General features: G+C 65.4%; 27 protein-coding genes and 1 riboswitch. Of the genes, 9 read left to right on the top strand and 18 right to left on the bottom strand.

What is annotated here, in order from left to right; translation table 11 throughout:
• Positions 1 to 49: 49 nt before the first annotated feature.
• A riboswitch (cobalamin riboswitch) is annotated at positions 50 to 247 on the bottom strand.
• Between the two features lie 112 nt (positions 248 to 359).
• From JEY66_RS40825 to JEY66_RS40815, 3 genes are all read left to right on the top strand, one after another.
• Positions 360 to 1403, top strand: coding sequence for a FecCD family ABC transporter permease (locus JEY66_RS40825; protein ID WP_018269485.1), 1044 nt, complete (start codon positions 360 to 362; stop codon positions 1401 to 1403).
• Positions 1400 to 2173 carry an ABC transporter ATP-binding protein gene (locus tag JEY66_RS40820; protein WP_016848033.1) on the top strand — a complete coding sequence of 258 codons (774 nt, stop codon included), beginning with the start codon at positions 1400 to 1402 and terminating at the stop codon, positions 2171 to 2173. The genes JEY66_RS40825 and JEY66_RS40820 overlap by 4 nt, the downstream gene beginning before the upstream one ends.
• Positions 2174 to 2379: 206 nt before the next feature.
• Positions 2380 to 3195: an ABC transporter substrate-binding protein gene (locus tag JEY66_RS40815; RefSeq protein ID WP_016848039.1), complete on the top strand. Its 816-nt coding sequence runs from the start codon at positions 2380 to 2382 to the stop codon at positions 3193 to 3195.
• A gap of 81 nt (positions 3196 to 3276) precedes the next feature.
• On the opposite strand, the gene JEY66_RS40810 is transcribed toward JEY66_RS40815, so the two are convergent.
• The 8 genes from JEY66_RS40810 to soxX form a co-directional block, all read right to left on the bottom strand.
• Positions 3277 to 4317: an MBL fold metallo-hydrolase gene (locus JEY66_RS40810; protein ID WP_016848040.1), complete on the bottom strand. Its 1041-nt coding sequence runs from the start codon at positions 4315 to 4317 to the stop codon at positions 3277 to 3279.
• Positions 4318 to 4628: 311 nt separating this feature from the next.
• Positions 4629 to 5084, bottom strand: a complete 456-nt coding sequence (locus JEY66_RS40805; protein ID WP_016848041.1) for a DsrE family protein — start codon at positions 5082 to 5084, stop codon at positions 4629 to 4631.
• Entirely contained in the window at positions 5081 to 6829 is a 1749-nt protein-coding gene (gene soxB, locus JEY66_RS40800; RefSeq protein WP_026192130.1) for a thiosulfohydrolase SoxB, read from the bottom strand. The genes JEY66_RS40805 and soxB overlap by 4 nt, the downstream gene beginning before the upstream one ends.
• A 34-nt stretch (positions 6830 to 6863) precedes the next feature.
• A complete protein-coding gene (locus tag JEY66_RS40795; RefSeq protein WP_016848043.1) occupies positions 6864 to 7178 on the bottom strand; it encodes a hypothetical protein in 315 nt (104 codons plus the stop codon).
• The gene (gene soxA, locus JEY66_RS40790) at positions 7175 to 8032 is read right to left on the bottom strand and encodes a sulfur oxidation c-type cytochrome SoxA (protein WP_016848044.1); all 858 of its coding nucleotides are present in this window, start codon (positions 8030 to 8032) and stop codon (positions 7175 to 7177) included. The genes JEY66_RS40795 and soxA overlap by 4 nt, the downstream gene beginning before the upstream one ends.
• The gene (gene soxZ, locus JEY66_RS40785; protein ID WP_016848045.1) at positions 8029 to 8340 is read right to left on the bottom strand and encodes a thiosulfate oxidation carrier complex protein SoxZ; all 312 of its coding nucleotides are present in this window, start codon (positions 8338 to 8340) and stop codon (positions 8029 to 8031) included. Before soxZ ends, soxA begins: the two co-directional genes overlap by 4 nt.
• Before the next feature lie 71 nt (positions 8341 to 8411).
• Positions 8412 to 8906, bottom strand: a complete 495-nt coding sequence (soxY, locus tag JEY66_RS40780; protein ID WP_016848046.1) for a thiosulfate oxidation carrier protein SoxY — start codon at positions 8904 to 8906, stop codon at positions 8412 to 8414.
• Between the two features lie 33 nt (positions 8907 to 8939).
• A complete protein-coding gene (gene soxX, locus JEY66_RS40775; protein ID WP_050994310.1) occupies positions 8940 to 9230 on the bottom strand; it encodes a sulfur oxidation c-type cytochrome SoxX in 291 nt (96 codons plus the stop codon).
• Positions 9231 to 9615: 385 nt separating this feature from the next.
• Between soxX and JEY66_RS40770 the strand changes: the two genes are divergently transcribed.
• The 4 genes from JEY66_RS40770 (at position 9616) to JEY66_RS40755 (ending at position 13914) form a co-directional block, all read left to right on the top strand.
• Positions 9616 to 10290, top strand: a complete 675-nt coding sequence (locus JEY66_RS40770) for a DUF938 domain-containing protein (protein WP_016848048.1) — start codon at positions 9616 to 9618, stop codon at positions 10288 to 10290.
• 189 nt (positions 10291 to 10479) lie between these two features.
• Entirely contained in the window at positions 10480 to 10971 is a 492-nt protein-coding gene (locus JEY66_RS40765) for a type II toxin-antitoxin system HicB family antitoxin (protein WP_016848049.1), read from the top strand.
• A gap of 308 nt (positions 10972 to 11279) precedes the next feature.
• A complete protein-coding gene (locus JEY66_RS40760; protein WP_016848050.1) occupies positions 11280 to 12524 on the top strand; it encodes an MFS transporter in 1245 nt (414 codons plus the stop codon).
• A gap of 172 nt (positions 12525 to 12696) precedes the next feature.
• Positions 12697 to 13914, top strand: a complete 1218-nt coding sequence (locus tag JEY66_RS40755; RefSeq protein WP_016848051.1) for an MFS transporter — start codon at positions 12697 to 12699, stop codon at positions 13912 to 13914.
• A 212-nt stretch (positions 13915 to 14126) separates the two neighbouring features.
• Here JEY66_RS40755 and JEY66_RS40750 read toward each other — a convergent pair whose 3' ends face one another.
• Both JEY66_RS40750 and JEY66_RS40745 read right to left on the bottom strand, forming a co-directional pair.
• Complete coding sequence (locus JEY66_RS40750; protein ID WP_016848052.1) at positions 14127 to 14621, bottom strand: VOC family protein; 495 nt, start codon at positions 14619 to 14621, stop codon at positions 14127 to 14129.
• Between the two features lie 134 nt (positions 14622 to 14755).
• Entirely contained in the window at positions 14756 to 15301 is a 546-nt protein-coding gene (locus JEY66_RS40745) for a carboxymuconolactone decarboxylase family protein (RefSeq protein ID WP_016848053.1), read from the bottom strand.
• A gap of 168 nt (positions 15302 to 15469) precedes the next feature.
• On the opposite strand from JEY66_RS40745, the gene JEY66_RS40740 reads away from it, so the two are divergent.
• A complete protein-coding gene (locus JEY66_RS40740) occupies positions 15470 to 16654 on the top strand; it encodes an acyl-CoA dehydrogenase family protein (protein WP_016848054.1) in 1185 nt (394 codons plus the stop codon).
• 150 nt (positions 16655 to 16804) lie between these two features.
• Positions 16805 to 17944 carry an acyl-CoA dehydrogenase family protein gene (locus tag JEY66_RS40735; protein ID WP_016848055.1) on the top strand — a complete coding sequence of 380 codons (1140 nt, stop codon included), beginning with the start codon at positions 16805 to 16807 and terminating at the stop codon, positions 17942 to 17944.
• Between the two features lie 196 nt (positions 17945 to 18140).
• Here the strand turns inward: JEY66_RS40735 and JEY66_RS40730 are convergent, their stop codons facing one another.
• The 8 genes from JEY66_RS40730 to JEY66_RS40695 form a co-directional block, all read right to left on the bottom strand.
• Complete coding sequence (locus tag JEY66_RS40730) at positions 18141 to 19178, bottom strand: amino acid ABC transporter substrate-binding protein (protein ID WP_016848056.1); 1038 nt, start codon at positions 19176 to 19178, stop codon at positions 18141 to 18143.
• A 60-nt stretch (positions 19179 to 19238) separates the two neighbouring features.
• A complete protein-coding gene (locus JEY66_RS40725; protein ID WP_018269487.1) occupies positions 19239 to 19832 on the bottom strand; it encodes a L,D-transpeptidase in 594 nt (197 codons plus the stop codon).
• 169 nt (positions 19833 to 20001) lie between these two features.
• Positions 20002 to 20130, bottom strand: a complete 129-nt coding sequence (locus tag JEY66_RS40720) for a hypothetical protein (RefSeq protein WP_016848058.1) — start codon at positions 20128 to 20130, stop codon at positions 20002 to 20004.
• Positions 20131 to 20231: 101 nt separating this feature from the next.
• A complete protein-coding gene (gene cydB / locus JEY66_RS40715) occupies positions 20232 to 21233 on the bottom strand; it encodes a cytochrome d ubiquinol oxidase subunit II (RefSeq protein WP_016848059.1) in 1002 nt (333 codons plus the stop codon).
• Positions 21230 to 22636 (bottom strand): cytochrome ubiquinol oxidase subunit I, encoded by a 1407-nt coding sequence (locus JEY66_RS40710; RefSeq protein ID WP_018269488.1) that lies wholly within the window; start codon positions 22634 to 22636, stop codon positions 21230 to 21232. The genes cydB and JEY66_RS40710 overlap by 4 nt, the downstream gene beginning before the upstream one ends.
• A 179-nt stretch (positions 22637 to 22815) precedes the next feature.
• On the bottom strand, positions 22816 to 23394 hold the full coding sequence (locus tag JEY66_RS40705; protein ID WP_016848061.1) for a thioredoxin family protein: 579 nt from the start codon (positions 23392 to 23394) through the stop codon (positions 22816 to 22818).
• Between the two features lie 17 nt (positions 23395 to 23411).
• Positions 23412 to 24107 carry a cytochrome c biogenesis CcdA family protein gene (locus JEY66_RS40700; RefSeq protein ID WP_016848062.1) on the bottom strand — a complete coding sequence of 232 codons (696 nt, stop codon included), beginning with the start codon at positions 24105 to 24107 and terminating at the stop codon, positions 23412 to 23414.
• A 480-nt stretch (positions 24108 to 24587) separates the two neighbouring features.
• Positions 24588 to 25199 (bottom strand): sigma-70 family RNA polymerase sigma factor, encoded by a 612-nt coding sequence (locus JEY66_RS40695; RefSeq protein WP_016848063.1) that lies wholly within the window; start codon positions 25197 to 25199, stop codon positions 24588 to 24590.
• Between the last annotated feature and the right edge of the window lie 9 nt (positions 25200 to 25208).

The raw sequence follows: 25208 nt of genomic DNA, 5'->3' as shown, positions 1-25208 counted from the left end.
ACGGCATCAGGTGAAGCTCATGCCTGTACTCCCCGACCGGCATCCTCGCGTGTGACCACGGCTGACGGCAGGTCTCCTGGCTCGCGGGTCGTTACCCTTCGTCGCCTTCCCAGGACCGAGATTCCCAGTGGCCTGTGACGAAGGATTCACCGCATACAGTTGCGGGGGCAGCCGCGGCGTTGGGGAAGTTTCCCCGCACCGCATTCCCTTTTCATCTCATGAAAGAACCGTCATGTTCATCTAGGGTTCGGCCGGGCAGCAAAGTCAATCCGGCGGAAGTCGGGCGGCGGCCGGGCGGCCACGGTTTTTGTCGAGTGTCGCTTGTCTGCCACGGCGATCGCTGTAAGAGCATGGATTCAATGAGCGTGCAGGATTTTGCCTTGGCGGCCGAGGTCGCGGCGCGGCGCCGGTGGGGCGCCACCGCGGCGTTGCTCGCGCTCGTGGTCCTGCTGCTGCTGATCTCGCTCGGCATCGGGCCGGTGCGGCTGTCGCCGCTTGCGGTGATCGAGGCGCTGTTCGGCGGCGGCAGCGATGTGGCGCAGGTGATCGTGCGCGAGATCCGCCTGCCGCGCACCATCCTGGCATTCGCGATCGGCGCTATTCTCGGGCTGTCGGGTGCGGCGCTGCAGGGGCTGCTGCGCAATCCGCTGGCCTCGCCGTCGCTGTTCGGCGCGCCGCAATCGGCGGCCTTCGGCGCGGTGCTGGTGATCGCGCTGGGCCTCGCCGATGTGCGCTCCTACGCGCTGCCGGTGGTGGCGATCATCGCCGCCTTCGGCTCCGTGTTCGCGCTGCTTGCGATCGCCGGCCGCAATGCCGGGCTCTTGATCCTGATCCTCGCCGGGCTCGCGATCTCGAGCTTTGCGGGGGCGGCGACGGCGCTGGTGATGAATCTCTCGAGCAATCCGTTCGTGGTGCTGGAGATCGCGTTCTGGCTGCTCGGCTCGCTGGAGGACCGCAGCTTCCAGCACGTGGCGCTGGCACTGCCTTTCATCGTCGCGGGCGCCGCCATCCTGCTCAGCCAGGCGAGCGCCTTCCGCGCGCTGACGCTTGGCGAGGAGGCGGCGCAGAGCCTCGGCGTCGATGTCGGACGGTTGCGGCTCCTCGTCATCACGGGCGTGGCGCTCGGCGTCGGCGGCGCGGTCGCGGTGACAGGCACGATCGGCTTCATCGGGCTCGTCGCGCCGCATCTGATGCGTCCGCTGATCGGTCACGATCCGGCGCGGCTGTTGGTGCCGAGCGCGCTCACCGGCTCGGCGCTGCTGCTCGCCGCCGATATCGCGGTGCGCATTATCCCCTCGACCTCGGACATCAAGGTCGGCGTGCTGACCTCGATCATCGGCGTGCCGTTCTTCCTCTATCTGATCATGCGCGAACGTCGCGCGCTCGGCGGAGGCGTGGCATGACGCTGCTCTCCGCCGCTGCTCTCAATGCCTCGCTCGGCAGCCGCAAGGTGCTGCACGATGTCTCGCTGTCGCTGCCATCGGGCCATCTGGTCGCGCTGGTCGGGCCGAACGGCGCCGGCAAGACCACGCTGCTGCGCGCACTGGCCGGGCTGATCCCGTCGGGCGGCGAGATCCGGATCGGCGGCGATCCGCTGGCGTCGCTGCCGCTGCGCGAGCGTGCGAAGCGCTTCGCCTATCTGCCGCAGGGCCACATGGTGCACTGGCCGCTGCCGGCACGCGACATCGTCGCGCTCGGCCGCTACCCGCACGGCGCGACCGATCCGGCGCGGCTGTCGCAGACGGATATGGAGGCGGTGCTGCGCGCGATGCAGGCGGTCGACGTCACTGAATTCAGCGATCGCCGCGTCACCGAACTCTCCGGCGGCGAGCGCAGCCGCGTCGCGCTGGCCCGGGTGCTCGCGGTGGAGGCGCCGGTGATCCTCGCCGACGAGCCGACCGCCTCGCTCGATCCGCGCCACCAGATCGACGTGATGCAGAAGCTGCGCAACGTCGCCGACACCGGCGTGCTGGTCATCGTGGTGACGCACGATCTCGGACTCGCCGCGCGCTTCGCCGATCATGTTCTGGTGCTCGCGGAGGGACGGCTGGCCGCGCAAGGCGCGCCTGTCGAGGCACTGTCGGAGAGCGTCCTCGCCAGCGTGTTCCGGGTCAGCGCCTATCGTGCCGAATTTCAGCGCGAAGCCGTCATCGTGCCGTGGGCGGACGTGTGATGAGGCCGCGGCCTCACCACGAGCTCAGTTCACCTCTCCCGCTTGCGGGGGAGGTCGCTGCGCTCGAAGAGCGCAGCGGGTGGGGGCTCTCTCCACTCAAAGAGTGTTCATTGCGGGACGACCCCGACCCCGACCCTCCCCCGCAAGCGGGAGAGGGGGCTCAGCGTCAGCGTGGCAGCCATCTCGCTTCACACTGTTTTGCGCTTATGTTTTCGGTTCTTGCTTGGTTCATGCCGGTGAGCATCTCATTTGCCGCCGGACCGCGCATCGCCTCCATGAATGTCTGCGGCGACCAGCTCGTGCTGTCGCTGGCTGATCCGGACCAGATCATCGGCCTCAGCCGCTTCTCGCGCGATGCCTGGCAATCCTGGGCCGCGGAGAAGGCGCGAAACTTTCCGCGTCTGTCCGGCGAAGCCGAGGACGTGCTGCTGCTCAAGCCCGACCTCGTCGTGGTCAGCCTGTTCGACAAGCGCGCGACGCGCGACCTGTTGAAGGCCAACGGGCTGCACCTCGTCGAATTCACGGTGCCGCGCACGCTGGACGAAGTGAAGGACCAGATCCGCGCGATGGGCGATGTGGTGCAGCATCCCGATCGCGCGGAAGCCGAGATCGCGCGCCTCGATGCGGCCACCGCCCGGGCGCGGGCGGCGGCAAGCGCGCATCATTATCGCGTGCTGCCGCTGGAGCGACGCGGCTTTGTGCCTGGCGACGGCAGCCTGGTCAGCTCGCTGCTGGCGGCAACCGGCCTCGCCAACGCCGCCGGCGAACTCGGCTTGAGCGCTGGCGGATTTGCCTCGCTGGAGGCGATCGTAAAACTGCGGCCGGATTTCATCCTGGTGTCGGAAGCCGGCGACCGCGCCGAGGATGACGGTCGCGCCTTCCTGCTGCATCCGGCCCTGGAGCGCTTCTATCCGCAAAGCAAGCGCATCGTGCTGCCCGAGCGGCTCACGGTGTGCGGCGGCGTGATGCTGGCGGATGCGCTGGACCGGCTGACGGAAGAGTTGCAGCGAGTGAGGCGGTGATCCTTCGTCATCCGTCGCCCTTCGAGACGCGCTGTGCGCTCCTCAGGGTGACGGTGGTAGAGATTGTGCGCGGTAGACGGACTATCCCATCACCACCGGCCCGCCGGCCTTCTTCCAGGCGTCGATGCCGCCTTCGATATGAGCGGTGTTGACCAGCCCCGCCCTCTTCGCGGCGGCCACCGCCATCGCCGAACGCTCGCCGAAGGCGCAGAAGAACACCACGCGGCGGCCGGTTGCGGCCGCGACTTCGCGCAGCATGCCGCCGGGCTGCAGGGTGGCGCAGATTCCGGGATAGGGCGCGTGCAGCGCGCCCGCGAGCGTGCCGTGCTTGGCCCGCTCGCCGCTTTCGCGCAAATCGACCAGGAGGATATCGGGCCGGCCGAGGCTCGCGATGGCGTCGCGCGCGCTGAGGGAGAGGCCTTCCTTGGCGAGTTCGTCCTGGTGCAGGCCGACATGCATGTTGGCGGGCACCGCGACATCCATCATCTTTGGATTCGGGAGATGAAGGTTGTTCATCAGCTCGACATAGTCGTCGATCGATTTCACCTGCAGCCGCGGATTGTAGCGCTTCTCCTCGCCGATGGTGGAGACGGTGTCGCCCTTGTAGTCATGCGCGGGGAACACCATGGTCTCCTCCGGCAGCTTCAGCAGGCGGTTGAAGATCGAATCGTACTGCGCCCGCGCGCTGCCGTTCTGGAAGTCGGTGCGGCCGGTGCCGCGGATCAGTAGCGTGTCGCCGGTGAAGACGCGGTCGCCCATCAGGTAACTATAGGAATCGTCGGTGTGGCCGGGCGTGTACAGCGCCTCAAGGCAAAGGCCCTCGATCGTCACCCTGTCGCCGTCGGAGACGCGCATCGACACCACGTCGGCCTTGCTCTGCTCGCCCATGATGGTGATGCACTGGGTGCGGTCGCGCAGCTCGCCGAGGCCGGTGACGTGATCGGCATGCAGGTGCGTATCGACGGCCTTGACCAGCCTGAGGTCGAGTTCCTGCAGCAGCTTGCAGTAGCGATCGGCCTTCTCGAGCACCGGATCGAGGATCAGTGCCTCGCCGCCGGCGCGGCTCGCGAGCAGGTAGCTGTAGGTGCCGGATACGCTGTCGAAGAGCTGGCGAAAGATCATGACGGCTTACCTATTCTCCGGGCCGAGTCACATGGAGGATATTATTCCATAGATAGGATCCATTCAAAGCAAATCCATCCCCTGGACAAGAATTGACCCCGTCACCCTGAGGAGCCGCGCAGCGGCGTCTCGAAGGGTGAACGGCCCGGCTCGTTCCGGGAAAGGGGCGTGCGGAGAGGCATCGGGGCCGATTCATCCTTCGAGGCTCGCTCGCGCTCGCACCTCAGGATGACGGGTTTTGCAACGATGCGAGCCGAACGTAACTCCTGCGGCGAAACACGGATTGCTTCGCTTCGCAATGACGCGGAGGTTTACGGCCTCACCAGCGTGTATCCGTTCTCGGTGAGCAGCAAGATCTGCGCGACGCCGACCTGCACGGGGGTGGCGGCGGCGATGTAGTCCGGCCGCTTGCCGCTGTCGCGCTCGATCGTGTCGACGGTGTTGAGGCAGATGTCGACCCGCGCGCCCTGCGCGACCAGGCTCTCGACCAGCTTGCGGTTCGGGTTGTCGGGCTTGAGCAGGTCGATGCCCGGGCCGAAGGCGACGATCTCGACCGCGACCTTGTCGGGATCGTAATGCTTCATCAGATTGTTGGCGACGCTGATGACGAGGCCTTGCTTCCTCGGATCGTTGTCGGAGAGCTGCAGCACGACCTTGTGCTCGGCGAACGGCTTGTCCTGCAACGGCGCCAGCTGGGCGCGCGCGAGCGGCGTCGCCAGCGCGATCGCCGCAAAGCCGAGCGTCGCGATCAGCGCGCGGCGTGTCATCCGTGCCTCGCGATGCCCGGGTTGTCCTCGACGCCTTTCAGCGTCACGCCGGGTTCGTCGCGGTTCGGCGGCCGGCCGGAGCGCAGGTGCCTCGCGACGACATCCCAGATCGGCGCGCCGCTCTGCTGGTTGACCGAGGCCCAGCCTGCGACCTTGTAGTGCTTGCCGGCTTCGAGATGCTTGCCGTTGCCGAGCTTCAGCTCGGAGATGCGCTTGCCGACATTCTCACCCGGCGTGCAGGTGTAGGCGAGGCCGCCGACGCGGACCATATCGCCGCCCTGCTGATAATAGGGATCGACGTTGAACAGATTGTCGCAGACGTCTTCCAGCACATCCTTGATCTGGCTGCCGGTCATCGTGGCGACGTAGGTCTCCGGATAGGTGATCGCGGTTTCCGACAGCACGTCTTCCATGGTCAGCGGCTGGCCGGCGAGCGTGGTGATGCCCCAGCGGAAGCCCGGCGACAGCGCGATCTCGGCGTCGAGCTCGTTCAGCAGCGCATCGCAGATCAACTGGTCGACGGTGCCGGAGAAATTGCCGCGGCGATAGAGCAGCCGGTCGGCCGAGGCAAGCTTGCTGTTCCATTCGTCGACATGCGGATCGCGCATCTTGTCGATCAGTGTCTGCATCGCAGGATCGGGTTTCAGCAGTTCGGCGAACACCGGCAGCAGCCGGTAGCGGACATTGGCGACCTTGCCCTTGGCCAGATCGAGATCGAGCACGCCGATGAACTTGCCGTTGGAGCCGGCATTGGTCACCAGCGTGACGCCGCCGGCATTGGTCACCGTGATCGGGATCGGGATCGCGTCATGGGTGTGACCGCCGAGAATGACGTCGATGCCGGTGACGCGGCTGGCGAGCTTGAGATCGACATCCATGCCGTTATGCGACAGCAGGATCACCGCCTCGACCTTGTCGTTGTTGCGATGGCCGTCGACGAGCTTCTGCAGCTCCTCGTCGCGGATGCCGAACTTCCAGTCCGGCGTGAAGCGCTTCGGATGCGCGATCGGCACGTAGGGGAAGGCCTGGCCGATGATCGCGACGCGATGGCCGCCGATCTCCTTGATGACGGACGGCTTGAACACCCGCCCCGAGGCCGGGTCGAACGCCTTGGCGTCGTTGAACGCGGCTTCCTCGGTCAGGAACACGTTCTGCGCCAGGAACTCGCCCTTGAAGCGGGAGAGGTTGTCGCGCAGCACCTGTTCGCCATAGGTGAATTCCCAGTGCCCGGTCATCGCCTCGATGCCGAGCAGATTGGCGGCCTCCACCATGTCGGCACCGTTCATGGCATAGGCGAGCGCCGAGCCCTGCCAGAGGTCGCCGCCGTCGAGCAGGATCGAACGCTTTTCGCCGACATCGGCGCGCAGCTTGTCAACCAGCGTCTTCAGGTGGGCGAAGCCGCCGAGCCGGCCGAAGCGGCCGGCGGCCTTTTCGAACTCGACGCAGGTGAAGGCATAGGCGTCGGCGCTGTCGGGCCGGATGCCGAAGCGGTCGAGGAACGCCTTGCCGACGAGGTGCGGCGGCTGGCCGGCCATCGCGCCGACGCCGAGATTGACGCCGGGCTCGCGGAAGAACACCGGCTTCAGCTGCGCATGCGTGTCGGTCATGTGCAGGATGCGGGCGTTGCCGAACCGCTCGAGGTCGTAGACGCTGGCGGTGTCGGCGCTGCGCGCAAGGCGGGGCAGGCCGGCCGTCAGCGTTGCGGCGGCCGCAGCTTTCAGGAATTCCCGGCGGCGGATGATCATCATTCTCTCCGCGCGGCCCCTGGCCTGCGCGCTCTTAACGAACTTCCATGTCCTTCCAGCGTTCCTTTTCGCTGGTGGCCTGGAAGATCGAGGCCTTTGCCAGTGCCTCGGCCTCCGTGGCCTTGGCGACTGCGGTGTCGAAATCACCAGCCTCACCGGCCTTTTTTGCGGCAGATAGCGTCGAGGCGGTGGTGGTCCACTGGTTGCGCAGGGCGCCTGCTTCCTTGTTGGCGGCCTCAGCCGCGGCATAGGCCGCCTTGTAGTCGGCCTCGGAGGCGGCGAGGGCGCCGGTCGCGGCTGCGACCAGCAGGGTCGATGCTGCGAGGACAGCTTTGATGGCCGCGCTCATGGCCGTGCTCCCGGACCCGAAATCGGCAGGCCGTTGCTGACATAGGACAAATAATATTCGAGGTTGCGGTACTCGTCGTCCTGCGGATTGAGCGGCACGCCGCGGATCTGGCTGTTGCAGGTGGTGAAGCGGCGGCTGGTCGTGCCCATGCCGCTCCATTCCGAGCGGTAGATCGGCATCGCGTTCAGGATGCCGAGTGCCGGCGCCAGCACCTCGGCGCGGATCCGCTCGCCCGGGCTCTGGATGTGGCAGGTGGCGCAGGAGAAATTGAGCTGGCCGCGGCGGGTGTAGAAATATTCCTTGCCCTTCTGATAGGCCTCGAGCGCGCGCGGATCGTTCGGGATCTTGATATCCATCGGCTTGCCGCGCGAGGTGAAGGCCATGTAGGCGGTGAGCGCCGCCATGTCGTCCTTCACATAGGAGAACGGCGCCTCGCCATTGGCTTCGCGGCAGCGGTTGAGCGCGAGCTCGAGCGTGACGACCTTGCCTTCCTTCTCGTCGAAATAGGGATAGTTCTGGCGGATACCGATGCCCTTGTTCGGGAAGCAGTCGGCGTAGGTCTTGCCGTTCTTGAACGGCGTTGCGAACATCTCCTTGCCGGCTTCGAGCGAGAACTCGTAGGGCGGAAACTGCTCCTTCTCCTCCCACTGCCTGTGCAGGTCCTCATTCATCGAATAGGGACCGTTGACGAAATCCTCGAGCTTCAGCTTGGGGAATTTTGTGGTGAAGAATTTCTGGAACGCGGCCTTGTCGGCGGCGGGGTCGACGCTGTCGGCCGCGCGCGCCGGCACGCACGCCAGCATGCCGAGCGCAAGCGTGACGATGGTGGCGCGGATTGCGAGGCGCCGCGTCATTGAATCTTCGCCGTGGTGGTGTCGGTCGCGCCTTTGTTGTCGACCCAGCTGACCTTCAGATCGTCGCCCTTCTTGCCGCCCTTAAAGGCGAACTTGACATAGGGGTCCTTGGAGACGCCGCCGCCCCAGTCGGCGACGAACACCGGCTTGCCGTCATATTCGAAAGTGAGCTGCTGGATGAAGTGCGGCGGAATGATCTCGCCCTTGGCGTCCTTGACGAAGCCGGAATCCATCGGATGCTGGATCAGCGCCTGCACCTCGGTGGTGTCGCCGTTTGACGTGGCGCGCACGCGAATGCTCGATGCCATCTGGTTTATCCCTATTGTTTGCGCATGATCTTGTCGGGAAACCGGTTCCCACTTTTCCGGATCATGCGTGCTCAGCCGCCGCAGCCGCCGACGGTGACCTTGATTTCCTTCTTGGCGCTGTAGAGCTTGCCGCCGGCCTCGACGATCACGGTGACGTTGCTGGTCTTGGCCATCTTGATGCGGTTGGCGATGGTCGGCAGCGTGCCCGCCGGAATCCTGTATGAGGCGACCAGCGAGATCGGATTCTCGCTCACCAGAAACGAGATCGAGGTGACGTCGGCCAGCGTCGTGGTGGCGGAGATCGGCACGACAGCGCCGTTCTCGGCGATCTCCGGCGCATCCATCTTGACCTTGTCCGACGGCTCGGCGGTCTTGCCATAGAGTGCCTTGATCGCGTCGGCCTCGGTTTTCTGCTTGAATGCGTCTTCGGGATATTTGTCGTTGGCGGCGGCGAGCGCCTGCGGCACGTCGAACGGAATGACCCCGAGGCCGATCAGCGCGGCGACGCCCGCGCCCTTCAGCACCATGCGGCGCGCCTTGAAAAATTCGCTGGTCGTGATGTTCATCGAAAAAAATCTCCTCAAGCGACGGTCGCGGCGTCACAGCGTCTGCAGGAAGTCCACCACCGCGTCGATTTCCTTTTCGCTCAATATCCGGTTTCGGCCGAACGGCGGCATCACCGTCTGCGGATTGCGCTTGGTCTCGTCGGTCACGATCGCGATCAGCTCGTCGCGGCTGTATTTGGCCTTCAGGCCGGTCAGCTCGGGGCCGATCGTGCCGGGCAGGTCGCCGCCCTTGATGGCGTGGCAGGTCAGGCAATTGCCCTTGCCGCGGTCGAACGCGAGCTTTTGTCCCTCGGCGGCGGATTGGGCCCGCGCGGGCGCGGCCATGGCGGTGCCTGCCAGCAGCGCCAGGACGAAGGCTGGCTTGGAGAAAGTGGCGATCAAGGACGTTTCCCGGGCTTCAATCTCGATGATCCCATCGCAATATAAAGAGTGGAAAGCACAAAGGCCATCGGCTGGCAACACGGAGAATAGGCGCGTCGCGGCGGGGTTAATGACAGGGCAGCACTCTGCAAAGACGAGATCAAACCCGTCACCCTGAGGAGCGCGAAGCGCGTCTCAAAGGGTCGACGGCCCGACTGTGGCCGATTCATCCTTCGAGGCTCGCAAGGGCTCGCACCTCAGGATGACGGGTTGGGCGGTCTCGCGATGCTAGTTCCGCATTTGCCGGTTGCGGCGGTGCGGTTTACATGCAGCTAACAGGAGAAGCGCGGTGGCGGAATTCGTGGTGGAGTTCGGCAAGGACGGCCAGCCGGTCGAGGCGGACGGTCGGCTCGATGCGGCGGCGTACCATCGCAACCATCAGCCGATCTGGACCGTCCTGAAGGACCACCTCGCCGGCCAATCCGGCGACGTGCTGGAAGCCGGCAGCGGCACCGGCCAGCATGTCGTCTATTTCGCCGGTCAGACGCCCGACATCACCTGGTGGCCGAGCGACCTCCATGCGGCGCACCTGCGCAGCATCGAGGCTTGGCGCGTGCATGCCGGCCTCGCCAATATCCGGCCGCCGCAACCGATCGATCTGTCCGACCCGGCCTGGTCGCCGGCGCCGTCGGACGGCAAAGGTCCGGACCAACTGCTCGCGATCTTCTGCGCCAATGTGATCCACATCGCGCCGTGGCGCGTCGCCGAGGGCCTGTTCGCCGGCGCCGCGCGGCACCTGCGCGCCGACGGCCGGCTGATCCTCTACGGCCCGTTCAAGCGCGGCGGCAAGCATACCGCGCTCAGCAATGCCGTATTCGACACGTCGCTGCGCGAACGCGACGCCGAATGGGGGGTGCGCGATATCGCCGATCTCGAGACGCTTGCGGAAAGCGTCGGGCTCAAGCTCGCCGGCACCTTCGAGATGCCGGCCAACAACATGATTTTGGTTTTTGCCCGCAAGTAGCCGCGCTCAATCGTAAGCCAGGCACCAGCCTGGCCCGCGCGGCGGCCAGGATCTGCCTGGCATAGGCCGCGCGGACGATGCGGAGTTCGGCTTGCGGGTCCATTGTCGCACGCTCCCACGATGTCGCGTGTTGTGTGATTTGACACACAAGTGTGTGTGAAATAGCATACTCCGACGACGGAGGCCAGAATGAAGAGACGGCTTTATCCGGCCGTGCTGGAGCGCGGTCCGCGCGGCGCGTTCGGGGCGTGGTTTCCGGATTTTCCCGGCTGCGTTGCCGCGGGACGATCGCAGGAAGACGCGATCGAGCGCGCCGAGCAAACGCTGGCGCAAACCGTCGACGGCTGGGTCGAGCAGGGCAAGCCATTGCCGGAGCCGACCCCGATCGAGCGCATCGTGGCGCCGAAGGGCTCGGACGTCGCGGCCTTCTTCATGGTCGGCGTCGATCCGCCCGACCCGTCCGAGCGCGTCAACGTCTATTTGCCGAAGAGCCTCATCACACGGATCGACAAGCATGCCGCCGGACTCGGCATGAGTCGTTCGAGCTTTTTCGGTTTCGCCGCGACGCTCGCGCTTGAATGGCACGTTCACAAGCCGCACTTCGTCGGGCCGCGCTCCAAGGTGCACAAGACCGGCGCGCTGCGCGCCGAGAAGCGGCCCGGCAAGAAGCCGGCGCGGTAGAAAGTCTGTCGTCACACCATTGTTCAGCTCTATCACCGTCACCCTGAGGAGGCCGCAACGCGGCCGTCTCGAAGGGTCGACGGCCCGGCTGGTGGCCGTGCATCCTTCGAGACGCGCTACGCGCTCCTCAGGATGACGGTACTGATAGAAGTGCCGGGCTGCTGTGACGTCACTCTGTGAGAGCAAGCGATCCCGTGTGCGCCTCCCGCATGGCCTCGGTCCGTTTGCGCCGGTTGATCCGCCGCGACCCGCTCTCCATAGTGCGCCCGATTGGAGGCTCCCGCCGGGGCTTCGAGGCGGGACGACCGATGATCGACGTGACAGCTGCGGATGAGGCGAGCGACGACGCGCGGGCGCGCAGCAATGTGTGGCGGCTTGCGGCGGCGCAGGCGTTGACCGGCGCCAATTCGGCGGTGATCTTCGCCACCGGCTCGATCGTCGGCGCGACGCTGGCACCCGACGTCTCGCTCGCGACGGTGCCGCTCTCGATGTATGTGCTCGGGCTTGCCGCCGGCACGCTGCCGACCGGCGCGATCTCGCGCGCCTATGGACGACGCGTCGCCTTCATCATCGGCACCTTCTGCGGCACGCTCACCGGCGCGCTCGGCGCCTGGGCGATCCTGCACTCATCGTTCTGGCTGTTCTGCGGCGCGACCTTCCTCGGCGGGCTCTACGGCGCCGTCGCGCAGTCCTACCGCTTTGCCGCCGCCGATGGCGCCAGTGTCGCGTTCCGGCCCAAGGCGGTGTCCTGGGTGATGGCCGGCGGCGTGTTCGCCGGCGTGCTCGGGCCGCAGCTCGTGCAGTGGACCATGGACATCTGGCCGCCCTATCTGTTCGCGTTCTCCTTCGTGATGCAGGCGCTGGTCGCACTGGTGGCGATGGCGGTGCTCTCGGGCGTCGACGCGCCGAAGCCTGCGGCTGCGGACCTGCATGGCGGCCGCCCGCTGCTCGAAATCGCGAAGCAGCCGCGCTTCATCGCCGCGGCGCTGTGCGGCGTGATCGCCTATCCCATGATGAATCTGGTGATGACCTCGGCGCCGCTCGCCATGAAGATGTGCGGGCTGTCGGTCAGCGATTCCAATTTCGGCATTCAATGGCACATCGTTGCGATGTACGGCCCGAGCTTCTTCACAGGCTCGCTGATCGCGCGGTTTGGCGCACCTCGCATTGTCGCGCTCGGGCTGGCGCTCGAGGCGCTGGCCGCCATGATCGGACTGTCAGGCATATCAGTGCCGCACTTCTGGGCGACGTTGTTCGTGCTCGGGATCGGCTGGAACTTCGCATTCGTCGGCGCCTCCGCGCTGGTGCTGGAAACGCACCGGCCGCAGGAGCGTAACAAGGTGCAGGCGTTCAACGATTTCCTGGTGTTCGGCATGATGGCGATCGGCTCGTTCTCGTCGGGACAGCTGCTGGCGCATTACGGCTGGAATGCCGTCAACATGGTGGTGTTTCCGCCGGTGCTGCTCGGCCTTGCCGTGCTGTCAATGGCTTCATTCGCCAAGCGGCGCACGAAATTGCGTGCGGTGGAAGAAATCCCGGATCCCAGCATCTGAACCTTCCCGTTTGAGCGTGGTCTTTTCGGAAAACCGCTTCGCACTTTTCCGGACCATGCTGCTGCCAATTGCTGACACTTCGATCCGTTTCGAAGTGACCGGCTTGCACGGCTCCTTACATCGTGAGAACGGATAGATCCGGTCCTGACGATGTGAGAAGCAAGAGCAAGAAATGGACGCATCCTCACCCACGCTGCATGACGAATCCTCGCTAGGCTATGAGGGCTGGCGCATCGTCGTCGTCTGCTTCCTGCTCGCGACCTTCGGCTGGGGACTGGGCTTCTACGGCCAGAGCGTCTACGTCGCTGAGTTGCACAAGCTGCACGGCTGGCCGGCGTCGCTGATCTCGTCGGGCACGACCTTCTTCTATCTGTTCGGCGCGGCGCTGGTTGCCTTCGTCAGCGAGGCGATCAAGGCGTTCGGCGCGCGCAGCTGCCTGATCGCCGGCACCTTCGCGATGGCGATCGCAGCCGTTGCGATCGGCGAGGTGCGCGAGCCCTGGCAGCTCTATCTCGCCAATGCGCTGCTGGCGTTCGGCTGGGCCGGCACCAGCCTCGGCATCATTACCAACACGCTCGGCCTGTGGTTCGACAAGAAGCGCGGCATGGCGATCAGCCTGGCGCTGAACGGCGCGAGCTTCGGCGGCATCGTCGGCGTGCCGCTGCTGGTGGCGGGGATCGGCACCTTCGGCTTCTCCGGCGCGATGATCGCGGCCGCGCTGCTGCTGATCGTGGTGATGGTGCCGGTCATCCTGATCCTTGTCGGGCGGCCGCCGGCGCATCTGCACGCGGTCACGGCGGCGGCGGCGGCGGACGCGCCGTCGGCGACCCAGGTGCGGGCGCGAGCGCTTCGCGACATCCGTTTCCTCTCGGTCTCGATTGCCTTCGCGCTGGTGCTATTCGCCCAGGTCGGCTTCATCGTGCATCTGATCGCCCATCTCGATCAGGTGATCGGCCGCGAGCGCGCGACGGTGGCGATGGCGCTCTTGACCGCGATGGCCGTGGTCGGCCGCGTCTCGTTCTCCTTCGTGATCGACCGGCTCAACCAGCGGCTGGCATCGGCGCTGTCCTTTGTCAGCCAGGCGATCGCGCTCGCCGTCATCATCAATGTGCACAATGACGTGGCGCAGATCGCCGCCTGCGCGCTGTTCGGCTTCTCGGTCGGCAATCTGATCACGCTGCCGGCGCTGATCGTGCAGCGCGAGTTCGATCCGCGTGCGTTCGGCGTGCTGGTCAGCCTGCTCACCGCGATCAATCAGATCACCTACGCCTTCGGTCCCGGCGTGGTCGGGCTGCTGCGCGATCTCTCCGGCAGCTATTCGCTGCCGTTCTATGGCTGCATTGGCCTGGAGCTGATCGCGGCGGTGACGATCATGACGAAGGGGAAGTAGATTTCCACCTCCCCACCTCCCCTTGAAAAGGGGAGGTCGCTTTGCTCGTAGAGCAAAGCGGGTGGGGATCCGCTCCCTCCACTTGCAGCAGAGCCCGCGGCTGACCCCCATCCCGACCTTCCCCCTTTCAGGGGGAAGGGGAAAAGGGGGGGAGCCTTAGCTGGAACGCGGCGAAGCGCGATCCAGGTTACGAAATGATCCGCGTTGCGGAATTACCCCGCCCGCTGCTTCAGCAGGTCCTCAACGTCCAGCCGTCGCGTGAACATCGCGAGCTTGCCGTCCGCGCTGCGCGGCCATTCGGCCTCGGGGCGATCCCAATAGAGCTCGACGCCGTTCTCGTCGGGATCGCGCAGGTACAGCGCCTGGCTGACGCCGTGGTCGCTGGCGCCGTCGAGCTGGATGCCGGCCGACAGCACCCGGTGCAGCGCGTCGGCGAGCGCCGGGCGGGTCGGATAGAGGATAGCGGTGTGGAACAGGCCGGTGGTGCCCGGCGGCGGCGGATGGCCGCCCTTGCTTTCCCAGGTGTTGAGGCCGATGTGGTGGTGATAGCCGCCGGCCGAGATGAAGGCCGCGTCCGCGCCCAGCCGCTGCTGCAGCTCGAAGCCGAGCACGCCGCAATAGAAGCCGAGCGCCCGGTCGAGATCGGCCACCTTGAGGTGGACATGTCCAATCCGGGTGCCCGCGATGATGGGGGGATTCTGCGGCATAGTCCGGCTCCGTTCGGGTCAGCGCCCTGCATGACGGGCAAGGCTTCTGCCGTTGATATAGTCCGGATTTGCCGAGGACAGAGCGACCGATCCGGAAACGCAAGGTTTCCGGACGCGCCACGCTCGGCGGGGGCCTAGCAGAGCTCCGACAGCTCGCCGCCGGGCAGCTGGAACTCGAACGTGTTCAGCGTCATCGACACCATGGTATAGTAGCCGCACAGGCCGATCACCTCGACCAGCCCGCGTTGGCTCAGCACCTCGATCGCCTCGTCATACAGTGCCTTCGGCAGGCCGTGACCTTCGTGCAGCGCCCTGGCGACGTCGTAGATCACCCTGGCCTTGGGATCGTCGAAGGTCGGCGTCCGGCGCACGCGAATGTCCTCGATGATCTTCGGGTCGAGGCCGCCCTTCAGCGCCAGGCGCTTGTGGGCATACCACTCGTAATGCGCAGTCCAGTGCCGCGCGGTGACGAGGATCGCGATCTCCGACAGTTTTGGGGGAAAGATCGTGTCGAAGCGCAGCACCTCGCCGAGCCGCGTGGCATGCCGTGCCATCTCCGGGCTGTTCAGCCAGGCCATCATCGGCGCCGGTGGCGCGCCGCGCTTGCCGGCGATCGACTCGTCGTAGGTTTCTTTCTGGGCGGCGTTCATTTCGCTAGGCGAAAGCAGTTTCAGCCGCATGTCGGTTTCCTTTTGTTTTTCAATCGTTACGCCATTTCGGCGATACACCCGATCGCGCGCAGTGAGTAGCGACGCCAGAGCATGGCGCGGCCGCGAGGCATATTGAATTCGGCGGCTGCGTAGGTCTAAGGTCGAATCCAATTCGTCGAATTTGACTGGAAACGCACCATGGCTGACCTCGAGAAATTCCGCGCAGAGACCCGCGCCTGGCTGGAGCAGAACTGTCCGGCGGAGATGCGCAAGCCGATGGCCTCGGATGGCGACACTTTCTGGGGTGGCCGCAACACGAAATTCTCGTCTGAAGCGCAGCGCGTCTGGTTCGAGCGGATGCGCGACAAGGGCTGGACGGTGCCGCATTGGCCGAAGGAATATGGCGGCGGAGGCCTCGACGGCGAGGAGGCCAAGATCGTGCGCCAGGAGATGGCTGCGATCGGCGCGCGTCAGCCGCTGACCTCGTTCGGCATCTCGATGCTCGGACCGGCGCTGCTGAAATACGGCACCGAGGAGCAGAAGAAGGAGCATCTGCCGAAGATCACCGCGGGCCTGATCCGCTGGTGCCAGGGCTATTCCGAGCCGAATGCCGGCTCCGACCTCGCCTCGCTGCAGACCCGCGCGGTCGGCGACGGCGACGACTACATCATCAACGGCCAGAAGATCTGGACGTCCTATGCCAACTACGCCGACTGGATCTTCTGCCTGGTGCGCACCGATCCGGCGGCCAAGAAGCATGACGGCATCAGTTTTATTCTCTTCGATATGACGTCGAAGGGCGTGTCCACAAAACCGATCCTCCTGATCTCGGGCTATTCGCCGTTCTGCGAAACCTTCTTCGACAATGTCCGCGTGCCGAAGTCGCATGTCGTGGGGTCAGTCAATCGCGGCTGGGATGTCGCGAAATACCTGCTGCAGCACGAGCGCGCGATGATCTCCGGCATGGGCGAGCGCGGCGTCGGCCGTCCGCTCGGCCAGATCGCCGCCGACTCGGTCGGTGCGGACGCGCAAGGCAAGCTCGACGACGCGCAGCTGCGCAGCCAGATCGCGAGCTTCGAGGTCGACGAGGCCGCGCTCGCCGCCGCCGCGGAGCGCGCGGTCGATCTCGCCAAGGCCGGGCAATCGCATCCGGCGTTCTCCTCGGCGATGAAATATTACGGCACCGAGCTGAACAAGCGCCGCTACGAGATCCTGATGTCGGCCGGCGGCATCGACGCGCTGGAATGGGAGAGCGACCGCTCCAAGGGCGGCGCCCGCCCGCGCGCCTGGCTGCGCACCAAGGCCAATTCGATCGAGGGCGGCACCTCGGAGGTGATGCTCGGCATCGTCGCCAAGCGCATCCTCGATTTGCCGGGTGCGTGAAATCTATCCGCCGTCATGGCCGGGCTTGACCCGGCCATCCACGTCTTTGTCGCAGCTGGCTCAAGACGTGGATGCCCGGCACAAGGCCGGGCATGACGACACTTTAAAGTTCAGCTGAACGACAAACAGTAGATTTATCGGAATCCATCCATGGCCCTCGTCCTCACCGAAGAACAATCCATGCTGCGCGACAGTGCGCGCGGTCTCATCAGCGACAAGGCGCCGGTGGCGCATCTGCGGTCCTTGCGCGATGCCAAGGATGCCACCGGCTTCTCGCGCGACCTCTGGAAGACTTTTGCAGAGATGGGCTTCTCAGGCCTCCTGGTGCCGGACCAGTTCGGCGGCAGCGGTCTCGGCTGCGTCGAGGCCGGCATCGTCATGGAGGAGATCGGCCGCACCTTGATGCCGTCGCCGTTCCTCGCGACCTCGGTGCTCGCCGCCTCGGCGCTGTCGCGCGGCGGCAGCGAGGCGCAGAAGGCGCAGCATCTGCCGAAAATCGCCGACGGCTCGCTGCTGGCGGCGCTCGCGATCGATGAGGGCGCCAAGCATCGCCCGCTGCAGACGAAGTTGCAGGCCACGCGCTCCGGCAACGGCTTCAAGCTGTCGGGCGATAAGGCCTTCGTGGTCGATGGCCACACCGCCGATCTCTTGATCGTCGCCGCCCGCACGGCCGGCAGCGCCGGCGACAAGAACGGGCTGACGCTGTTCCTGGTCGATCCGAAGGCCGGGGGGCTCGCGGTCGAGCGCACCGCGATGGTCGATTCGCACAACGCGGCGCGCATCGTGTTCGACAATGTCGAGGTCAATGCCGACAGCGTGCTCGGCGAGGTCGATCAGGGCTTTGGGCTGCTCGAGGGGGTGCTCAATATCGGCCGCGGCGCGGTGGCGTCCGAAATGGTCGGTCTCTCCGACGAGGTGTTCGGCCGCACCGTGGCCTATCTGAAGGAGCGCAAGCAGTTCGGCAAGGCGATCGGCGAATTCCAGGCGCTGCAGCACCGTGCCGCGCAGCTCTATATCGATATCGAGATCACCCGCGCCGCGGTGTTGAAGGCGCTGCAGGCGCTCGATACGGATGTCGACAAGGCCGCAACCACGGTCGCGGTGGCAAAAGCCCGCGCCGGCACCACCGCGACGCTGGCCGTGCAGGAGGGCGTGCAGATGCATGGCGGCATGGGCATGACCGACCAGTTCGACATCGGCTTCTTCATGAAGCGCGCCCGCGTCTGCCAGGAGCTGTTCGGCGACAGCAATTTCCACACCGACCAGCTGGCGAGCGGCAAGGGTTACTGAGCCGCCGCATCGTCGTCGTCGCATAACGCGGCGTCGCCGCCACGCAACACGCTGTCATCGCTCGGCTCGACCGAGCGATCCAGTATTCCAGAGACAGTCGTGCTTGAGCGGAGAGGCCGCGGCGTACTGGATGCCCCGCTTTCGCGGGGCATGACAGTTGAGGATGCGGTGGCGGCTGTGGCCTAGCTGCGCGACGTTAGCGGATCGGCGGCGCGTACTGGACGCCGCCGGCGTTCCAGAGCTGGTTCATGCCGCGCGGGATCTTCAGCTTGGAGTCGGCGCCGACGTTGCGGTCGTAGACTTCGCCGTAATTGCCGACATGGCGGATGATGCGCACCGCCCAGTCCTTGGTCAGACCGAGATCCTCGCCATAGGCGCCCTCGGTGCCGACCAACCGCATCACCTCCGGCTTCTTCGACTTCAGCGCCTCGTCGATATTCTTCGAGGTGATGCCGAGTTCTTCGGCGTTGATCATGGCGTACAGCGTCCACTTCACGATCATCATCCAGTCGTCGTCGCGCAAACGCACCACCGGCGCCAGCGGCTCCTTGGAAATGATATCGGCGAGGATCGTGTGGTCGCTCGGCTTGGCGAGGTTGAGCCGCAGCGCATAGAGCTGCGAGGCGTCCGATGTCAGCGTATCGCACTGGCCGGAGTTGTAGGCCTTCACGACGTCGTCCAGCTTGTCGAACTTCATCTCCGTGTACTTCATGTTGTTGGCACGGAAATAGTCGGCGAGATTGAGCTGTGTCGTGGTGTTGGCCTGCACGCAGACCTTGCTGCCGTTCAGGTCGAGCGCGGAATCGATGTTGCGCGAGCGCGGCAGCATGAAGCCCTGGCCGTCATAATAGGCGACCGCGGGGAAATAGAGGTCGTAATTGGTCTCGCGCGACATGCTCCAGGTGGAGTTGCGCGAGAGGATGTCGACCTTGCGGTTCTGCAGCTCCTTGAAGCGCTCGCTGGCGTCGAGCGGCACGAACTTCGCCTTCGACGGGTCGTCGAAGATCGCCGACGCGACCGCGCGGCAGAAGTCGACGTCGAAGCCGGTCCAGTTACCCTTGTCGTCCGGGATCGAGAAGCCCGGCAGGCCCTTGTTGACGCCGCACAGCACGTCGCCGCGGCGGACGGTGCGCTTCAGCGTGCGGGTGTCGTAACGCTCATAGGTGAAGGCGGCTGCCGCAACCAGCACGGCGACCGCGAGCCCGATCGTCAGGCCGCCTCGAAATGTACGCATGGGTTTTCTCTCGCGAATGATCGGGGGAAAGCAGGTCGGATGTGGAAAGCAGGCTGGAGGCTACAGTTCGGGCTTCTGCCGGATGATCACCTTGGTGCCGACCGGAACGCGGTTGTAGAGATCGGCGACGTCGTTGTTGACCAGGCGGAAGCAGCCGGAAGAGATGGCGGTGCCGATGGTGTCGGGCCGGTTGGTGCCGTGGATGCGGTACACCGTGGTGCCGAGATACATTGCGCGCGCGCCGAGCGGATTGCCCGGGCCGCCCGCCATGAAGCGCGGCAGATAGGGCTGGCGCGCGATCATCTCCGGCGGCGGCGTCCAATCCGGCCACTCGGCCTTGCGGGTGATGGTCACCAGCCCCTGCCACTGGAAACCATCGCGGCCGACGCCGATGCCGTAGCGGAGCGCGCGGCCATTACCCTGCACCAAATAAAGATGGCGCTCGGCGGTCGCGACGATGATGGTGCCCGGCGCCTCGTTGGTCCGGTAATATACGACCTGCTTCTGCCATTCCGGGTCGAGCTCGTAGCTGTCGTCAGCAACAAGGCCGGGCTCGTCGGCGTCCGGGCGGTTCTGGGCAAAACCCTGCGACGTCGACAGCACGAGCGCCCCCGTCGCGATCAACATCCAGACCAGGTGACGAAACTTCGTCATTGAAAGCTCTCCTTGTTGGCACGCGGCCAAATGGTTGCTCCACCCAAATCGCGCGAACATCAAATCTCAGTGACAGCTTGATGGCAAGTTTAGGGCGAGCCTTGATCTAGATCACTGTAATGGTTCTGTTTTTTATCGCGATGAATAGTCGACGGATGGGCCGGCCACCTCATTTCGGCGCGATCCAGAGTCGCAAGGCGAACGAGATCAGCGCCACGGTGCCGACGCCGCCGAGCCACAGCGCCGCGAACCACAGCAGGCGCTGGCCGAGCGGCCGCTGATTCGGCGCGAGAGCCATTCCCGTTCCGATGGAATCGGAACGGGGCTCTCGATTCTCTTTTTGACGCGTTTTCTTAACGCGAACCGGGATCCACTTCGCTGGAAAACGCTCTGGCGGCATCAGTGGTATCCGTGGCCGGGGCGCACCTTGCCGCGGAACACCCAATAGGCCCAGGCGGTGTAGCCGAGGATCAGCGGCACCAGGATCGAGACGCCGACCAGCATGAAGATCTGGCTGTTGGCCGGCGCCGCCGCCTGCCAGATCGTGATGCTCTGCGGCACGATGTACGGATACATGCTGATGCCGAGCCCGGCATAGGACAGCGCGAACAGCGCCAGCGTCAGGAAGAACGGCTGGTGGTCGTTCTTGTCGCTGAGCGCGCGCAGCAGCAGCGCGGTGACGGCGGCGACCGCGATCGGCACCGGCGCGGTGAGGATGATGTTGGGCCAGGCGAACCAGCGCTGGGTGTACTGCACGCTGAGGAACGGGGTCGCGATGCTGACGGCGCCGATCGCGCACAGCATCGCGACCAACAACATCCAGCTCAGATGGTAGGCGCGGTCGCGCAGCTCGCCCTCGGTCTTCATCACCAGCCAGGTCGCGCCGAGCAGCGCATAGCCGATCACCAGCGCGACGCCGGTCAGGACGCTGAACGGCGTCAGCCAATCCCACCAGCCGCCGGCGTATTGGCGTCCCTCGACATGGATGCCCTGCAGGATGGCGCCGAGCGCGATCCCCTGCGCCAGCGTCGCAAGCAGCGAGCCGCCGGCGAAAGCGAGATCCCATTTGTTGCGCGCCTTCTGGGTCCGCCAGCGGAATTCGAAGGCGACGCCGCGGAACACGAGGCCGAGCAGCATCGCGATCATCGGCGTGTAGAGCGCCGGCATCAGCACCGCATAGGCCAGCGGAAACGCCGCCATCATGCCGCCGCCGCCGAGCACCAGCCAGGTCTCGTTGCCGTCCCACACCGGCGCCACCGTATTCATGATGACGTCGCGGTCGGCCTTTTGCGGAAACAGCGGAAACAGGATGCCGAGGCCGAGATCGAAGCCGTCCATCACGACATAGACGAACACGGCAAAGGCGATGATGAAGGCCCAGATCGTGGCGAGATCGATCATCGCGCGCCCTCCACGGCTGCACCTGCCGCCGGCGTGATGCCGGCGGCGCGGGCGGGAAGATCTTTCGTCGGGCCTTGCTCGCCGGGATGCGGCGGTTGCGCCATCAGCCGCAGGATGTAGATCACGCCCGCGGTGAACACGGCGAAATAGACGATGATGAAGGCGATCAGCGACGAGCCCACCGCCGGCGCCGCCAGCGGCGACACTGAGTCCGCCGTGCGCAGCAGCCCGTAGACCGTGAACGGTTGCCGCCCGGTCTCCGTGGTGATCCAGCCCGCGAGCACCGCGATGAAGCCGGCGGGGCCCATCAGCACCGCGAAGCGATGCAGCAGCGGCGACTGGTACATCATCCCCCGCCAGCGCATCAAAAGGCTGAACAGGCCGAGCCCCATGATCAGGAAGCCGAGGCCGACCATGATGCGGAACGACCAGAAGGTGATCGGCACCGGCGGCCAGTTCTCGCGCGGCACGGTGTCGAGGCCGGCCAGCGGCGCGTCGAGCGAATGCTTCAGGATCAGCGACGACAGTTTCGGCACCTCGATCGCATACTTCACTTTCGCTTCGGCCTGGTCAGGCCAGCCGAACAGGATCAGCGGCGCGCCGTCCGTGTGGCTCTGGTAATGGCCTTCCATCGCCATCACCTTGGCGGGCTGGTGCTCCAGCGTGTTGAGGCCGTGCTGGTCGCCGGCGAGGATCTGGATCGGCGCCACCAGCGTCGCCATCCACATCGCCATCGAGAACATCACGCGCGCTCCCGCCAGATGCTGGTCGCGCAGCAGATGCCAGGCCCCGACCGCGCCGACCACCAGCGAGGTGGTGAGATATGCCGCCAGCACCATGTGCACGAGGCGGTAGGGGAACGACGGATTGAAGATCACCTTGAGCCAGTCGGCGGCGACGAACTGGCCGTCGGCGTTGACGGCATGGCCGGTCGGTGTCTGCATCCACGAATTGGCCGACAGAATCCAGAACGCCGAGATCAGCGTGCCGATCGCGACCATCAGCGTCGCCACGAAGTGCAGCCTGGGGCCGACGCGTTCGAGCCCGAACAGCATGACGCCGAGAAAGCCGGCCTCGAGGAAGAATGCGGTCAGCACCTCATAGGCCATCATCGGGCCGATCACCGGCCCGGTCTTGTCGGCAAAGGCCGACCAGTTGGTGCCGAACTGGTAGGACATCACGATGCCCGAGACCACGCCCATGCCGAACGCGACCGCGAAGATCTTCAGCCAGTAATTGAACAGATTGATGTAGACCTCGCGCTTGGTGGCAAGCCACAGCGCTTCCAGCACCGCGAGATAGCTCGCAAGCCCGATCGAGAATGCGGGAAACACGATGTGGAACGACATCGTGAAAGCGAATTGCGCGCGGGCGAGTACGACCGCATCCCAGCCTTCGAACATCACGCACCATCCATCGTCGACCTGGCGTGGACCTTACCACGTCAGCTGTGACGACAAAGAGGGCGGATTGTCCGACTGAGGCGGGTTGAGTGATCGGCTTGGCGCGGTCTCGGCTCACCCCTCCCCGTTGCGCAGAGGTGAGCTTTCGACGCCGTTCCAGCTCAACCTGATCTCAGGCTTTAGCTGTCGGCATCGAGCAGCCGCGCGACGGTGCGGTCGATCTCGTCGTATTGTCCCTCGCCGGCGTGCTGGAACACGATCTTGCCGTTCTGGTCGATGACGTATTGCGCCGGCCAATACTGGTTGCGGTAGGCGTTCCAGGTCTGCGAATTGTTGTCCTGCGCCACCGGATAGAGGATGCCATGCCGCTTCAGCGCCGCCTGCACGTTGGAGGCCGAATGCTCGAACGGGAATTCCGGCGTGTGGACACCGATCACGACGAGGCCGCGATCCCGGTACTTTGAATAAAGCTGGGTGACGTGCGGCAGCGTGTTGACGCAGTTGACGCAGCCATAGGTCCAGAAATCCACCAGCACGACCTTGCCGCGCAGGTCGGCCAGCTTCAGCGGCTTCGAATTGAACCAGTTGCTGATGCCGGCGAATTCGGGCGCGGTCTGGCTCTGTTCGGTTGTCATGGCGATCGCCCGCGGCACCGGCTGGGCCGGCGCGTCTGACTCGGTGCAGAGGCCGGGAATGACGGCGCCGCCGAGGCCAAGGCCCGCCACCAGGGTGGATACGGCAATCAAGCGCAGGGACATCGATATCTCCTTTGGGCTTACAGGCCGATCTGGCCGTTTGGATAGAACTGGGTCAGCCACGCCACGATCAGCGTGTCGTATTGCAGGTAGGACAGCGCGGCGAATGCGACGATCACGACGCCGAAGCCCTGCTGCAGGCGCGGCGCGATCGGCGCCATGCTGCGCACGCGTGTGGTGACGGCCTGTCCGCCATAGGCAATCGCAAGCATCGGGATCGCGGCGCCGATCGCGTAGGTGACGAGCTGCAGGCTCGCCCACGCCGTGTCCTTCGAGGTCGCGACGATGGTCAGGATCGAGCCGAGCACGGGGCCGGCGCATGGCGTCCACACCAGGCCGAGCGTAGAGCCGAGCACGAAGCCGCCGAACAGGCCCTGCGACGGCGCCGCCCGACCGAGGCCGCCGGCCGCACCCGTGAGCCGTATCGCCAGCCACTCGAACGGCGCCGGCCAGATCATCAGGAGGCCGAAGCCCGCGAGCAGCACGGCCGCGCCGGTCCGCAGCACGTTCGGATCGAAATCGAAGGCGCGCGTGATCGCGCTCAGCAGCAATGCCACCGCAGAGAATGACATCACGAAGCCGAGCGCGATCATCGCGGGCCGCGCCTTGTCGGTCTGACCTATCGATACCCCAAGCAGGATCGGCAGCATCGGCAGGGTGCAAGGGGCGGCGACGGTGGCGACGCCGGCAAGCAGGGCAAGGGCAAGGCTGAGCATCGTCGTCCGTCCATCAGAAGTCCCGGCGCGCCAGAGGGCCGTGTCGGGTACGCCTGATGTTCTTCGCGAGGACGGTTGGGCCGTTACGGCCGCCCGAGCGCCGACGACGTCACGTCAGCGTGAGGCCAATGTCATCCGCTCCGCGGCTCGCGCCACCCAATCGGTGTCATCGCCCGGTCAAGCCGGGCGACGACAGTCATTTTGAGGCCGCAAGTTGCCACGCCAAAAACAGAGCGACCCGGCTGGGGGGCATCCCGGCCGGGTCGTTGGAGGCTACTTGGGAGGTTAGAACGAAGAAGTATCGAAACCGGTTCACTGAAATGGGGTTGGGGTTGCGTCGTTGGATGTAGGTATAGAGGTCGCGTTTTTCCGGGTGATGTCGTCGATTGTTTCAATTGTTTCGTCGCCTGAATTTTTCGGCTTCGTGGACAATTGCCTGAATCGCGCGATCTCCAATCAAGCTATTGAATTTGCTATCCTTTATGCAGCGACGCTGTCCACGCCGGCGCCCCGCAGGAGGTCGGCGAGCTGCTTGCGGGCATAGAACATGCGGGTCTTCACCGTGCTCTGCGGGATCCCGATGATCTCGCCGGCCTCCTCGACCGACTTCTCATGGTAGTAGACCAGATTGATGATCTCGCGGTGGGCCGGCGACAGCTTGGCCACGCAGGCGCGCAGGATCTCGCTGGTGGTGGCGCGATCGAGCGAGGTTTCCGGCGTGTCGGCGCCGTCGGCGATCTCCAGCACGTCGTCCTGGTCGATGTCCTCATGCTTGCGCTGGCGCAGCGCGGTCAGCGCCTTGAAGCGGGCGATCGAGAGCAGCCAGGTCGAGACCTGCGAGCGGCCCTCGAACTGGGCCGCGGTGCGCCAGACGTCCAGGAACACCTGGCTGACCAGGTCCTCGGCCATGGTGGTGTCGCGCACCATGCGGAGCACGAAGCGGTAGACCCGGACGTTGTGACGGGCATAGAGCGTGTGCATCGAGGTGCGGTCATTCTTGGCGATACGCGCGAGCAGCGTTTCATCCGAGGTCGCGCGAGCAGCGTCGATATGCTTCGTGGCTGCAGCGTTGATGGCGATGACGTTCGGCATGACAGGCTC

Source organism: Bradyrhizobium elkanii USDA 76 (assembly GCF_023278185.1).
Classification (GTDB): Bacteria; Pseudomonadota; Alphaproteobacteria; order Rhizobiales; family Xanthobacteraceae; genus Bradyrhizobium; species Bradyrhizobium elkanii.
Note: the sequence above shows the minus strand (reverse complement) of the source record. Positions and strands in the feature narration are given on the sequence as shown.